Consider the following 12,650-nt stretch of genomic DNA (forward strand, 5'->3'; position numbering starts at 1 on the left):
GGCCGCGAGGAGTCCGGCGCCTTCGGGCGCCCCTTTGGTTGTAAGCACAACTAATACTAACGGATGTCGCGGCGAATCCATTCCGGATCGGCAGAATCGCGGCATCCCCCGACTGGTATCATCGTGGTATCACCGGAGGTGATCTCATGGCCCTCACGCTGCGCCTCTCCGAAGAGGACGACCGACTGCTCACCGAGCTCGCCGCACGCGAGCACCGCTCGAAGAACGACGTCGTGCTCGCCGCGATCCGCGATCGCGCCGAGCGCGCGGCGAAGGCCGAGCGCACCCGCGCCGCATTCGCCCGCATCGAGGCACGCGACGCCGACGCGCTCGACCTGCTGTCGCAGTGACCGAGTACGTCGAGCCGGCCGACGTCGAGGAGTGGCTCGCATCGCGCGGCTTCCACGTGCGCGATCGCGGGCTGCTGCTGTCGGCGCTCGCCGCGCCGATGCCGGTCTTCGGCGAAGAGGTGCATCCCGGCCTGCATGAGAAGGCCGCGGTGCTGCTCATCGGGCTGAGTCGCAACCATCCGCTGTTCGACGGCAACAAGCGTCTCTCGTGGCTCGTGACTGCCGTCTTCTACGAACTCAACGGGTTCGACCTCGTCGAGCCGGAGCCCCGGGCGATCGACCGTTTCGTGCGCGCGGTGGCGGCCGGCGCGGTCGGGCGCGACGAGGCGATCGCCTGGCTCGAGGCGCGCGCGGCGCCGTTCGACTGAACTGCACCGGCGTTCGGGTCGTCGGTCGCGGGGGCGCCACGCTGCCATCAGTGCACTATCATGCACTCATGGATGCCGAGACGGAGACGCTCGCGCTCGCGATCGGGCGCAGGGTGCGCGACGAGCGACAGGCGCGCGATTGGACCCTCGACCGACTCGCAGCCGAGGCCGGCGTCAGCCGGCGCATGATCGTCAACGTCGAGCAGGGTGCCGTGAACCCGAGCGTCGGCACGCTGCTGCGACTCAGCGACGCCCTGGGCATCGGACTGCCCGCCCTCGTCGAGCCGCGGGCCGCGGCCTCCGACCTCGTCAAGGTGACCCGCCACGGCGCGGGCGCCGCGCTCTGGAGCGGTGAACGCGGCGGCCGCGGCGTGCTCGTCGCGGGCACCGAGACCCCCGACGTCGTCGAGCTCTGGGACTGGACGCTCGAACCCGGCGAACGGCACGCGAGCGAAGCGCACTCGACCGGCACGCGCGAACTCCTGCAGGTGCTCGACGGCGAACTCGTCATCGAGGTGGGCGACGCGACCCACGCGCTCGCCGTCGGCGACGCGCTGACCTTCCCCGGCGACGTCGACCACGCCTACGCCAACCCCGCCGACCGGCCCGCGCGATTCTCGCTCGCGGTGTTCGAACCCGGCGTCGGCACGACCCATCGCGAGGCGGGATCGTGAGCCGCGCGAGCGAGCGGGTGCCGCCGTGGACGATGGCGGTCGCCGCGATGCTCATGATCCAGGCGACGAACGCGCTCTCGGTGCCGCTCATCGAGCAGCTCGGCGCAGCCGGCACCGCGTGGCTGCGGCTCGCGTTCGGCGCGCTCTTCTTCATCGTCATCGCGCGGCCGCCGCTGCGCCGCGTCCGCCGCGTCGACGTGCTGCCCCTCGTCGGCCTCGGCGTCGCGACCGGCGTCATGATGGTCGCGTTCCTGTCGGCGGTCGACCGCATTCCGCTCGGCACGGCCGTGGCCATCGAGTTCCTCGGGCCGCTCACCGTCGCGGCGATCCGCAGCCACAGCCGCCGCATGCTCGTCTGGCCCGTGCTCGCGCTCGCCGGCGTCGTCCTGCTCACCGAGCCCTGGCACGGGCAGGTCGACCTCGTCGGGGTCGGCTTCGCCGCCCTCGCAGGCACCGGCTGGGGCGTCTACATCCTGCTCACGCAGAAGGTCGGCGACCGCTTCTCGGGCGTGAGCGGCCTCTCGATCACGATCCCGATCGCCGCGGTGGTGACGGCCTTCGTCGGCGTACCGCAGGTGGCCGGCCACTTCGAGTGGTGGGTGCTGCTCGTCGCCGCCGGCCTCGCGCTGCTGTCGCCCGTCATCCCGTTCGGGCTCGAGATGCTGGCCCTGCGCCGCATGACGCACACCGCGTTCGGCACGCTCATGGCGCTCGAGCCCGCCTTCGGCGTCGTGCTCGGACTCGTCGTGCTGCACCAGATCCCGTCGTTGGCGCAGGTCGCGGGCATCGTGCTCGTCGTGCTCGCCGGGGCGGGAGCGCAGCGCGGAGGCATCCGCAACCGACCGACCGACGACCCCGATCCCGCACCCCTGGAGGAACGAGTATGAGCACGACACCCGCCTGCAGTTCGACGTTCATCTTCGAGATCGGCGAACTGGATGACGCGTTCCATCGCCTCAACGACGAGATCGCCGAGCGGGCCCGGCGCATTCCGGGCTTCCTCGGCGAGGAGGAGTGGCACAACGAGGCGACCGGGCTGCACGCCGAGGTGTACTACTGGTCGAGCATGGAGGCGCTGCGCGAGCTCGTCGGCATGGACGCCCACCGCATCGCCAAGGGGCGCAACGGCGAATGGCTCGGCGAGTACCGCGTCGTGATCTCCGAGGTGCAGACGGTCTACGGCAACCCGGCGCTCGGCCTCGCGCACGTGCCGGCGGAGGCGTAGTCGCATGGCCGGCGCAGGCATCTTCACCGGACTCAGCGCGTTTCCGCTCACGCCGTTCTCCGACGACGACGCCGTCGACGAGCGCGCGTTCGCCGGGCTCGTCGGGCGGCTCGCTTCCGCGGGTGTCGACACGATCACCGCGCTCGGCTCGACCGGGTCGTACGCCTACCTGTCGACCGACGAACGGGCCCGCGTCGCGCGGCTCGCGGTCGAGCACGCAGGCGAGACGCCGGTCGTCGTCGGCGTGGGCGCGTTGCGCACCCGCGACGTGCTCGCGAACGTGCGCAATGCCGAGGCGGCGGGGGCCAGGGGAGTGCTGCTCGCCCCGATGACGTACCAGCCGCTCACGCACGACGACGTCGTCGAGCTGTTCCGTGAGGTCGTGTCGAGCACCGAGCTGCCGGTCATCGTCTACGACAACCCCGCCACGACGCACTTCGCCTTCACGAGCGAGCTCTACGCGCGGCTCGCCGAGCTGCCGGGCGTCGCATCGATCAAGATCCCGGGCATGCCGCTCGATGAGGCGGCGATGCGCGAGCGGGTCGCCGCGATCCGCGCGGTCGTGCCCGAGCACGTGACGATCGGCATCTCGGGCGATGCGTTCGCGGCGACCGGGCTGAACGCCGGTTGCGACGTCTGGTACTCGGTCATCGGCGGCACGCTGCCCGAGCTGGCGCTTCGCATCACGCGCGCGGCGCAGGCCGGGCGGGTCTCCGACGCGTACGCGGAATCGGCCCGGCTCGATCCGCTGTGGAAGCTGTTCGCCGAGCTCGGCGGAAGCCTGCGCGTCGTCGCCGCGATCGCCGAACAGCTCGGGCTCGCGCCCGCCCGGTGCCTGCCGCGGCCGATCCTCGGCCTCGACGAGGGGCAGCGGGCGCGGGTCGCCGAGGTCGTCGCGGAGCTGGGGCTCGCCGCCCCGGTCGCCGGCGACCTCACAGAACTGTAGGAACTTCTGAGACCACGTCCGCGCGTCGAGTCGCGACACGCCGTCGGCGGGTCAGAAGTTCCCACCGTCGAGTCAGCGGCCCGCGCTGGGGGCTCGAGTCGGCCGCTGCGCGGCGGCGCTCGTCATCCAGCGCTCGGCTGGCTGAAGCGCAGCATGTTGCCCGCAGGGTCGCGGAAGGCGCAGTCGCGCACGCCGTAGAACTGGTCCATCGGCTCCTGCAGCACCTCGGCGCCCGCGGCGCGGATCGACTCGAACGTCGCGTCGACGTCGGGCGTCGTGAAGTTCACGCCGCGCAGCAGGCCCTTGGCGAGCAGTTGCGCCGCGGCATCCTTGTCGGACTGGGTCGCGTTCGGGTCGGCGATCGGCGGTTCGAGCACGATGTTGACGTCGGGCTGCGACGGCGAGCCGACCGTGACCCATCGCATGCCCTCGTAGGCGATGTCGTTGCGCACCTCGAGGCCGAGCACGTCGCGGTAGAAGGGGATCGCGGTGTCGTGGTCGTCGACCGCGATGAAGCACTGGGAGAGTGAGATGTCCATGACCTCGACGCTACCGAGGCGAGGTCTTGCCCGCTTCTCCATTCCTGACGGGGCGGGTCTGGATCTTCACGATGCACGCCGGAATCGGCGCCGCGACGTCGTGCGACCGGGCCCGGTAGGCGCTCGGGCTCTCGCCGACGAGCTCGGTGAACCGCGAGCTGAACGAACCGAGCGAGGTACAGCCGACCGCGAAGCACACCTCGGTCACGCTGAGGTCGCCGCGGCGCAGCAGCGCCTTGGCCCGCTCGATGCGCCGCGTCATGAGGTAGCTGTACGGGGTCTCGCCGTACGCCTCGCGGAAGCTGCGCGAGAAGTGCCCCGCCGACATGAGGGCGACCCTCGCGAGGGCCTCCACGTCGAGCGGCTGCTCGTAGTCGCGGTCCATCGTGTCGCGGGCGCGGCGCAGGCGGCGCAGGTCGTCGAGGTTCATCGGGTGGGGGTCACCTCCTCGTGTCCATCGCGCGGGTCTCGATTCGCTTCGTTCCTCGACCACCGGGTTCCGAGCGCCCGCTCGTCAACCCTCGATCGGCAGCCGCAGCCGGTCGAGCAGCTCGCGATATCGCGCGGCGGTCTGTGCGACGACCTCGTCGGGCAGCACCGGCGGGCGGCCCTGCTGGTCCCAGTTCGCGGCGAGCCAGTCGCGCACGATCTGCTTGTCGAAGCTCGCCATGCGCTCGGCCGGGGTCGTGCCGGCGGCGTAGGCCGCGGCATCCCAGTACCGGCTCGAATCGCTCGTGAGCACCTCGTCGGCGAGCGTCACGATGCCCGTCGCGCGGTCGGCGCCGAACTCGAACTTCGTGTCGGCGAGGATGAGCCCGCGCTCTTCGGCGATGGTCGAGGCGCGTGCGAACACCTCGAGCGAGAGCTCGCGCAGCTGCGCGGCGACGACCTCGCCGACGAGCTCGATCGTGCGCTCGTACGAGATGTTCTCGTCGTGCGCGCCGAGCGGCGCCTTCCATGCGGGCGTGTAGATCGGCTCGGGCAGGCGGTCGCCGTCGGCGAGGCCCTCGGGCAGCTCGATGCCGCCGATCGCACCGGTCGCGACGTACTCCTTGTAGCCGCTGCCCGTGAGGTACCCGCGCACGACGCACTCGATCGGGAACATGTCGAGCGTGCGGCACAGCGTCGCCCGGTCGGCGACCTCGGCCGGCACCTCGGGGAGCTCGAGCACCTCGAGCCGGTCGTCGAGCGGGTGCGCGAGGTGGTTCGGCACCTGTGGAAGCTCGTCGAACCACCAGTGCGTGAGCGCCGTGAGCATGGCGCCCTTGCCCGGGATCGCCGGCTCGAGCAGGTGGTCGAACGCGCTCACGCGGTCGCTCGCGACGACGAGCACGACGGGCGAGGTCGCGAGCGGGTCGCCCGTCCAGCTGTCGTCGTCGGTCATCAGCTTCGTCGGCACGTACAGGTCGCGCACCTTGCCCGAGTAGACGTGGGTCCAGCCGGGCAGTTCACCGGTGTCGGTCATGCTGATCTCCTCGCTTCGGGCCGCTTCGCCGCTCACTCCGCGACGCGCGCCGCGATGTCGGTGCGGTACTGGCCGCCGTCGAGCCGCACCTGGCCGAGGGCCTCGTAGGCGCGTCGGCGGGCGTCGGCGAAGCCGTCGCCGAGGGCGACCACGTTGAGCACGCGGCCGCCGGTCGCGATGAGCGGCGCGTCGTCGCCCGGCTGCGCGTCGTCGGGCAGGGCGCCCACCGCGGTCGCGGCGTGGGCGAGGTGCACGCCGGGCACGGATGCCGCGGCGTCGAGCCCCTCGATGACCCGGCCCGTCTCGGGCGACTCGGGGTAGCCCTCGCTCGCGAGCACGACCGTGACGGCGGCCCGGTCGCTGAACACCGGCCGGTCGAGCCCGCCCAGCCCACCCGTGGCGGCCGCGAGCAGCAGGCCCGACAGCGGGGTCTCGAGGCGGGGCAGCACGACCTGGGTCTCGGGGTCGCCGAAGCGGGCGTTGAACTCGATCACGCGGATCCCGCGGGAGGTGAGGATGAGTCCCGCGTAGAGCAGGCCGATGAACGGCGTCTCCTCCGACGCGAGCCGGCGCACCGTCGGCAGCGCGATGGTCTCGATGACCTCGTCGACGAATGCCTGCTCGCTGCCGAACCGACCGCCTCGACCGTCGACCGCGTCGGCGAGCCAGGGCAGCGGGGAGTAGGCGCCCATGCCGCCCGTGTTCGGGCCCTGGTCGCCGTCGCGCAGGCGCTTGTAGTCCTGGGCGGGTGAGAGCGGCAGCACGTGCTCGCCGTCGGAGAGGAGGAAGAGCGAGACCTCCTGGCCGTCGAGGAACTCCTCGACGAGCACGGGGCCCTGCTGCAGGTAGTGGGCGGCGTGCGCGAGCGCGGCGTCGCGGTCTTCGGTGACGAGCACGCCCTTGCCGGCGGCGAGGCCGTCGGCCTTCACGACGTGCGGCGCACCGAACTCGTCGAGCGTCGCGGCGACCTCGTCGATGGTGGTGGCGAGCGTCGCGCGGCCGGTCGGGACGCCAGCGGCCTCCATGATGCGCTTCGCGAAGGTCTTCGAGCCCTCGAGTGCTGCCGCCTGCCTGCCCGGCCCGAACACCGGGATGCCGCGGGCGCGGAGCGCGTCGGCGACGCCGGCGACGAGGGGCGCCTCGGGGCCGACGACGACGAGGTCGATGCCGTTGTCGGCGGCGTACCCGGTGACGAGATCGGCGTCGGTCGCGTCGATGCCGACGGTCGTCACGCTGCCGCGGGCCGACGAGGTCGGCGATGCCGCGATGCCGGCGTTGCCGGGAGCGGCGATGATCTCGTGGCCGGCCTCCTCATCGAGGAGCGCGAGGATGATGGCGTGCTCGCGCGCGCCCGAGCCGAGGACGAGGATTCTCACCGGATCAGGCTACCGCTTCGGGCCGTCGCCCTCCGCTTCGACGGCGGCGGCCGCGAACGCGCGCCGGTGCGAGAATGTCCGGATGAGCTCAGACCCGGCCGCTCCCGGCGACGCACCGACCGACGCCGGCCCCGCGGCCGCGCGCGAGCCCGCAGCATCCGGCCGGCGCCTGTTCTGGTGGGTGATCGCCATCGCCGTCGTCGTCGTGGTCGTCGATCAGGCCAGCAAGTGGTGGGCCGTCGCCGAACTCGGCGACGGCACCGCCGTTCCCGTGATCGGCGATCTCATCCGCTTCGTGCTCGTGTACAACCCGGGCGCCGCGTTCTCGATCGGCACCGAGCACACGTGGATCTTCGCGATCCTCGCGGGCGTCGGCGCCGTCGCCGTCGCGTGGTACGCGTGGCGGGTGCGCTCGGTCGGCTGGACGATCGCGCTCGGGCTGCTGCTCGGCGGCGCCGTGACGCACCTCGGCGATCGACTGTTCCGGGAGCCCGGATTCGGCCGGGGTCACGTCGTCGACTTCATCGGGTACGGCGACTGGTTCATCGGCAACGTCGCCGACATCGCGATCTTCGCCGGCGCGGTGATGATCCTCGTCCTCACGCTCATGGGCGTCTCGCCCAAGGGCGGGCGCACGCGCGACGCCTGACGCGCGCAGGCACGTCGCCCGTCGGTGGCAGAATCGCCCACATGGCACGAGCGAGGATCGGCGACGAGATCGGGCGGGCGGCGGTCGCGACGATCGTCGCGATCGCGGCACGGCACGAGGGGGATGTCGCGGCCGCGACGTCCTCGGTCGACCGTGCGACGCTCGCCCTCGCGGTGCGGTACTCGCTGCAGCTGCTCGCCGAGCAGGCGCCGGGCGGCACGCTCGAGGTGCGGGTGCCGCCGTTCGCGGCCGTGCAGTGCGTCGAGGGGCCGAAGCACACCCGCGGCACGCCGCCCAACGTGATCGAGACCGACGCCGCGACCTGGCTCGCCCTCGCGACGGGCGCGCGGTCGTGGGCCGACGCCCGAACGTCGGGCACGGTGCACGCCTCCGGGCAGCGCGCCGACCTCGAGGGGCTGCTGCCGGTCGTCTGAGCGCGAGCGGCGTTCCCCGGCCGCCGGTGCGCGACAATGGAAGGGTGAGCGACACCCACGAACGGCCCGAACCACAGTACGAGACCGAGGCGACCCGCGACGAGGTCGTGGTCCGGCGGTCTCCGCGCTACGGGGTGTGGATGCTCGCAGGCGCGGTCGTCGGTGCGATCGTCGCGTTCGTGCTCTCGTTCGCCTTCGCGCCGACGGAGGCGCAGATCGCCGAGCGCGTGCAAGAGGACTTCACGTACGACCAGGGCCAGGTGTTCGGCTTCCTGCTGCTCGGCGGCGTCGCCGTCGGCGTCGCCCTCGGCGCCCTCGTCGCCCTCGTCGTCGATCGCGCCATGTCGCGCCGCGTCACGCACGCCGTCGCCGAGCACGACGAGACGCACCGCGTCGACGGCTGAGACGCCTCCCGACACCCGTCGATCGGGTTCCCCGTCGGCTCGGGTCCCTGCGGCATGGCATCGACGTCGCCGCGCGGCATCCAGTCGTCGTTCGGCCGACCCGCCGGCGCACGCGCGTGGCGACTCCGACACCGAGTCGGCTCGCGATTCAGTGTCGGAGGAGTCGGAGCGGAGGCGTCGGCTCGTCGCGCCGCTCAGCTGAGCTGCGTGCGCTCCACCCAGCCGAGGTACTCCTCGGTGACCGTGCCGGTGACGTACTCGCCCGTGAAGCACGAGAGGTCGAGCCGGTCGATCGAGGTGCCCTCGGTGATCGCCGCCTGCAGGTCGGCGACCTCCTGGTAGATCATGTGGTCGGCGCCGAGCTCGGCCGCGATCTCGGGGATCTTGCGCCCGTGGGCGATGAGCTCCTGCCGGCTCGGCATGTTGATGCCGTACACGTGCGGGTAGCGCACGGGCGGGGCGGCCGAGGCGAACGTCACCTTGTTGGCGCCGGCGTCGCGGGCCATCTGCACGATCTGCTGCGACGTGGTGCCCCGCACGATCGAGTCGTCGACGATGAGGATGTTCTTGCCGCGGAACTCGGTACCCATGGCGTTGAGCTTCTGGCGCACCGATCGCTTGCGCTCGGACTGGCCGGGCATGATGAAGGTGCGGCCGACGTAGCGGTTCTTGTAGAAGCCCTCGCGGTACTCGATGCCGAGCTTCTGGGCGACCTGCATCGCCGACGGGCGCGACGAGTCGGGGATGGGCATGACGACGTCGACGTCGCCGAGCGGCATGTGCGTCGCGACGGTGTCGGCGAGGCGGTCGCCCATGCGCAGGCGCGACTCGTAGACCGAGATGCCGTTCATGACCGAGTCGGGTCGGGCGAGGTAGACGTACTCGAACGAGCACGGCACGAGCACCGGGTTCTTCGCGCACTGGCGCGAGATCATCTCGCCGTCGAGGGTGATGAAGATCGCCTCGCCGGGCTCGACGTCGCGCACGATCTCGTAGTCGCCGTTCTCGAGCACGAGCGACTCGCTCGCCACGATCCACTCGTCGCGGCCGGACTCGGTGACGCGCTTGCCGAGGATGAGCGGGCGGATGCCGAACGGGTCGCGGAACGCGAGCAGGCCGTAACCGGCGATCATCGAGATCACCGCGTACGACCCCTCGACGCGCTCGTGCACCTGCGAGACCGCCTCGAACACCTGGTCGGGGTCGAGCTCGAGGCCCTTGATCTGGCCCTGCAGCTCGGTCGCGAGCACGTTGAGCAGCATCTCGGTGTCGCTCGTCGAGTTCACGTGGCGGCGGTCGATCGAGAACAGGTCGCTCGAGAGCTCGCGCGTGTTCGTGAGGTTGCCGTTGTGCACGAGGATGATGCCGTACGGCGCGTTCACGTAGAACGGCTGCGCCTCCTCTTCGCGCTCGGCGGCGCCCTTCGTCGTGTACCGCACGTGCCCGAGCCCCATGTTGCCGATGAGCGAGCGCATGTCGCGGGTGCGGAACGCCTCGCGCACCTGCCCGCGCGCCTTCGCCATGTGGAAGACGGGGCCGTCGGCGGTCGCGATGCCCGTCGAATCCTGGCCGCGGTGCTGCAGGAGCAGCAGGCTGTCGTAGATCTGCTGGTTGACGGGCTCGGTGGAGACGATGCCGACGATGCCGCACATGCGAGCGATGGCTCCTCGTGGGGGTGTGGTGAACGACCGGAACCGGCCTCGTCGATTCTCCCACACCGCGCGGGTGAGCCCGCCGAGTGCGGGGGGTTGCTCAGATGCGCAGCTTGGGGCGCCATCCGCGCGTCGAGACGGCGAGTTCGTTCCACGCGTTCACCGAGACGACGAGGGCGAGCAGCGCCGCGAGCTCGTCGTCGGTGAACGCGGTGGATGCCTCGTGCCAGACGTCGTCGGGCACGTGGGTCTCCGAGAGCCGGGTGACGGCGTCGACGAGGTCGAACGCCGCGCGCTCGCGCGCCGTGAAGAAGTTCGACTCGCGCCAGACGGCGACCGCGTAGAGGCGCTGCACGTGCTCGCCGGCCGTGGCCGCGTCGCGCGAGTGCAGGTCGACGCAGTACGAGCAGCCGTTGAGCTGCGAGGCGCGGAGGCGCACGAGTTCGCGCAGCCCCTTCTCGATGCCGGCGCGGTCGGCCTCGGCCTCGGCGGCGTCGTCGAGCGCGCTCACCGCCCGGACGAACGCGGGCGCGACCCCGTCGAGGTCGAGTCGCCGGGTCGGGGCGACGGGAGCGGTGGGCGGGGCGGTGTCGATGGTCGTCGTGGTCATGGGAGTCACGCTACGGATCGACCGCCGCGCTGGTAACGTCCAATGCCATGGCACAGGATTGGGCCAATTCCGGATTGGATCTGCATCTCGAGGTCGACCCGCGGCGCAAGGCCGCGTCGCTCGAGGAGGCGTTGCGCGCTGCCATGGTCGACGGCCGACTCGCGCCGGGCATCCGGCTGCCGCCCAGCCGTGCCCTCGCGGCCGACCTCGGCCTCGCGCGCAACAGCGTGGCCGAGGTCTACGCCCGGCTCGTCGGCGAGGGGCGGCTCGAGGCGCGGGTCGGCTCGGGCACCTGGGTGCGCGGGGTGCCCGAGCCCGCACCGGGAGCGCGCGTCGACCGATCCACCCGGTTCGACCTCGACCTTCGCGGCGGGCTGCCGGACGCCTCGGGCTTCGGCCGGTCGGCGTGGGGTCGCGCCGTTGCGCGGGCGCTGGCCGACGCGCCCGCAGCCGCATTCGCCTACGGCGCGCCAGAAGGCGCGGCCGGGCTGCGCACGGCGCTCGCCGGGTACCTGGCGCGCACCCGCGGCGTCGTCGCCGGCGCCGACGGCCTCGTCGTCACCCACGGCTTCGGCGAACTGCTCTCGCTCGTGGCCCGGGCGATCGCCGCCCGCGGCGGACGGCGCATCGCGGTCGAGGCGTACGGGCACTCCTCGCACCGGGACGTGCTCGCCGCGGCGGGCCTCGAGCCCGTGCCGGTCCCGCTCGACGCCGACGGCATGGTCGTCGACCGGCTGGCCGCCACGGGCGTCGACGCCGTGCTCGTCACGCCCGCGCACCAGTTCCCCACCGGGGTTCCGCTCTCCGCGTCACGACGCACGACGCTCGCCGACTGGGCGCGCGACGCCGGCGCGATCGTGATCGAGGACGACTACGACGGCGAGTTCCGCTTCGACGGGCGGGCGATCGGCGCGTTCCAGGCGCTCGCCCCCGCGCAGACCGTCTACGGCGGAACCGCGAGCAAGGCGCTCGCGCCCGCGCTCGGCATCGGCTGGGGCGTCGTGCCGCCGACGCTGTGCGACGCGGTGCTCGAGCAACGACGGCTGAGCGGCGCTGCGACCGATGCGCTGTCGCAGCTCGCGCTCGCCGCGCTCATCTCGGCGGGCGACTACGACCGGGCCGTGCGCGGTGCGCGCCTGCGCTACCGGGCCCGCCGCGAGCGGCTCGAGCGGCTCATCGCCGACGGACTGCCCGGTGCCCGGGTGACGGGGCTCGAGGCCGGCCTGCACTGCCTGCTCGAACTGCCGGGCGGTACCGCCGAGGCGGAGGTGGAGCGCGCGGCCTCGGCGATCGGCCTGCGCTACGGCGGGCTCGCCTCGTACGCCGCGGATGCCGCGACCGTCGCGTCGCGTCCGCCGACGATGGTGGTCGGGTACGGCGCCCCGCCCGAGCACCGGTTCGAGCGGGCGATCGCCGCGGTCATCGCGTCGGTCGAGCGGGCGCGACCGATGGCACCGACCGGCTGATCCGGGCGGTGCGCCGGCGCCGAGGCATCCGCGCGTGCTCGACCGATGACCGGGCTCAGTACTCCGAGGGCTTCGGAAGCACCGCCATCGTGCACCGCGAGATGCACACGAGCTTGCCGTCCTCCTGCGTGATGCGGATGTCCCACACCTGCGTCGTGCGGCCGCGGGTGATCGGGCGCGCCTCGCCGTAGACCCATCCCTCGGCGATCGGGCGCAGGTGGTTCGCGTTGATCTCCATGCCGACGCAGTAGAACTGCGCCGGGTCGACCGTGAAGGTCGCGCCCCAGCTCGCGAGCGTCTCGGCGAGGGCGACGGAGGCGCCGCCGTGCAGCACGCCCCCGGGCTGGCGCGTGCGGCCGTCGACGGGCATGCGGCCCTTCAAGGACTCGTCGGTGACCTCGGTCATCTCGATGCCGAGTGCGTGGATCGCGGTGCCGTCGCGGCGGGAGTTCGCCCACTCGAGGGAGGGCTCGCCGAACCAGATGCTCATGC

The 12,650-nt window shown here is 72.3% G+C and carries 17 protein-coding genes; 10 read left to right on the forward strand and 7 right to left on the reverse strand.

Translation table 11 applies throughout. The features are described 5' to 3' along the window. Positions 1–146: 146 nt before the first annotated feature. The 6 genes from ACWGPE_RS06120 to ACWGPE_RS06145 all read left to right on the forward strand — a co-directional run bounded on the left by ACWGPE_RS06120 (position 147) and on the right by ACWGPE_RS06145 (position 3,563). Complete coding sequence (locus ACWGPE_RS06120) at positions 147–350, forward strand: ribbon-helix-helix protein, CopG family (RefSeq protein ID WP_231429696.1); 204 nt, start codon at positions 147–149, stop codon at positions 348–350. After that, positions 347–718 (forward strand): type II toxin-antitoxin system death-on-curing family toxin, encoded by a 372-nt coding sequence (locus tag ACWGPE_RS06125; protein WP_231429697.1) that lies wholly within the window; start codon positions 347–349, stop codon positions 716–718. Before ACWGPE_RS06120 ends, ACWGPE_RS06125 begins: the two co-directional genes overlap by 4 nt. Positions 719–786: 68 nt before the next feature. After that, positions 787–1,392: a helix-turn-helix domain-containing protein gene (locus ACWGPE_RS06130; RefSeq protein ID WP_452048349.1), complete on the forward strand. Its 606-nt coding sequence runs from the start codon at positions 787–789 to the stop codon at positions 1,390–1,392. A 32-nt stretch (positions 1,393–1,424) separates the two neighbouring features. After that, positions 1,425–2,279 carry an EamA family transporter gene (locus ACWGPE_RS06135; RefSeq protein WP_452048383.1) on the forward strand — a complete coding sequence of 285 codons (855 nt, stop codon included), beginning with the start codon at positions 1,425–1,427 and terminating at the stop codon, positions 2,277–2,279. After that, positions 2,276–2,617 carry an antibiotic biosynthesis monooxygenase family protein gene (locus ACWGPE_RS06140; RefSeq protein WP_231429699.1) on the forward strand — a complete coding sequence of 114 codons (342 nt, stop codon included), beginning with the start codon at positions 2,276–2,278 and terminating at the stop codon, positions 2,615–2,617. Before ACWGPE_RS06135 ends, ACWGPE_RS06140 begins: the two co-directional genes overlap by 4 nt. Before the next feature lie 4 nt (positions 2,618–2,621). Next, positions 2,622–3,563 (forward strand): dihydrodipicolinate synthase family protein, encoded by a 942-nt coding sequence (locus ACWGPE_RS06145; RefSeq protein WP_452048350.1) that lies wholly within the window; start codon positions 2,622–2,624, stop codon positions 3,561–3,563. Between the two features lie 122 nt (positions 3,564–3,685). On the opposite strand, the gene ACWGPE_RS06150 is transcribed toward ACWGPE_RS06145, so the two are convergent. The 4 genes from ACWGPE_RS06150 to purD form a co-directional block, all read right to left on the reverse strand. After that, positions 3,686–4,102, reverse strand: coding sequence for a VOC family protein (locus ACWGPE_RS06150; RefSeq protein ID WP_231429701.1), 417 nt, complete (start codon positions 4,100–4,102; stop codon positions 3,686–3,688). 10 nt (positions 4,103–4,112) lie between these two features. After that, positions 4,113–4,532 carry a helix-turn-helix transcriptional regulator gene (locus ACWGPE_RS06155; RefSeq protein WP_231429702.1) on the reverse strand — a complete coding sequence of 140 codons (420 nt, stop codon included), beginning with the start codon at positions 4,530–4,532 and terminating at the stop codon, positions 4,113–4,115. A gap of 84 nt (positions 4,533–4,616) precedes the next feature. After that, on the reverse strand, positions 4,617–5,567 hold the full coding sequence (locus ACWGPE_RS06160; protein WP_231429703.1) for a phosphoribosylaminoimidazolesuccinocarboxamide synthase: 951 nt from the start codon (positions 5,565–5,567) through the stop codon (positions 4,617–4,619). A gap of 32 nt (positions 5,568–5,599) precedes the next feature. Next, positions 5,600–6,943: a phosphoribosylamine--glycine ligase gene (gene purD, locus ACWGPE_RS06165; RefSeq protein WP_275505219.1), complete on the reverse strand. Its 1,344-nt coding sequence runs from the start codon at positions 6,941–6,943 to the stop codon at positions 5,600–5,602. Positions 6,944–7,025: 82 nt separating this feature from the next. On the opposite strand from purD, the gene lspA reads away from it, so the two are divergent. Genes lspA through ACWGPE_RS06180 form a run of 3 tightly spaced genes read left to right on the forward strand, consistent with a single transcriptional unit; the run spans position 7,026 to position 8,430 of the window. Beyond that, positions 7,026–7,592 carry a signal peptidase II gene (gene lspA, locus ACWGPE_RS06170; RefSeq protein ID WP_231429705.1) on the forward strand — a complete coding sequence of 189 codons (567 nt, stop codon included), beginning with the start codon at positions 7,026–7,028 and terminating at the stop codon, positions 7,590–7,592. 41 nt (positions 7,593–7,633) lie between these two features. Then, on the forward strand, positions 7,634–8,026 hold the full coding sequence (locus ACWGPE_RS06175; protein WP_231429706.1) for a sterol carrier family protein: 393 nt from the start codon (positions 7,634–7,636) through the stop codon (positions 8,024–8,026). Between the two features lie 44 nt (positions 8,027–8,070). After that, a complete protein-coding gene (locus ACWGPE_RS06180) occupies positions 8,071–8,430 on the forward strand; it encodes a potassium transporter Trk (protein ID WP_231429707.1) in 360 nt (119 codons plus the stop codon). Positions 8,431–8,624: 194 nt separating this feature from the next. On the opposite strand, the gene purF is transcribed toward ACWGPE_RS06180, so the two are convergent. Both purF and ACWGPE_RS06190 read right to left on the reverse strand, forming a co-directional pair. Beyond that, the gene (gene purF / locus ACWGPE_RS06185; RefSeq protein WP_231429708.1) at positions 8,625–10,082 is read right to left on the reverse strand and encodes an amidophosphoribosyltransferase; all 1,458 of its coding nucleotides are present in this window, start codon (positions 10,080–10,082) and stop codon (positions 8,625–8,627) included. 100 nt (positions 10,083–10,182) lie between these two features. Next, positions 10,183–10,692, reverse strand: a complete 510-nt coding sequence (locus ACWGPE_RS06190; protein ID WP_452048351.1) for a carboxymuconolactone decarboxylase family protein — start codon at positions 10,690–10,692, stop codon at positions 10,183–10,185. A 47-nt stretch (positions 10,693–10,739) separates the two neighbouring features. Here ACWGPE_RS06190 and pdxR point away from each other — a divergent pair, with 47 nt between their 5' ends. After that, on the forward strand, positions 10,740–12,158 hold the full coding sequence (pdxR, locus tag ACWGPE_RS06195) for a MocR-like pyridoxine biosynthesis transcription factor PdxR (RefSeq protein WP_452048352.1): 1,419 nt from the start codon (positions 10,740–10,742) through the stop codon (positions 12,156–12,158). 55 nt (positions 12,159–12,213) lie between these two features. On the opposite strand, the gene ACWGPE_RS06200 is transcribed toward pdxR, so the two are convergent. After that, entirely contained in the window at positions 12,214–12,648 is a 435-nt protein-coding gene (locus tag ACWGPE_RS06200) for a PaaI family thioesterase (protein ID WP_231429711.1), read from the reverse strand. Between the last annotated feature and the right edge of the window lie 2 nt (positions 12,649–12,650).

Source organism: Agromyces sp. NPDC055658 (assembly GCF_053618155.1).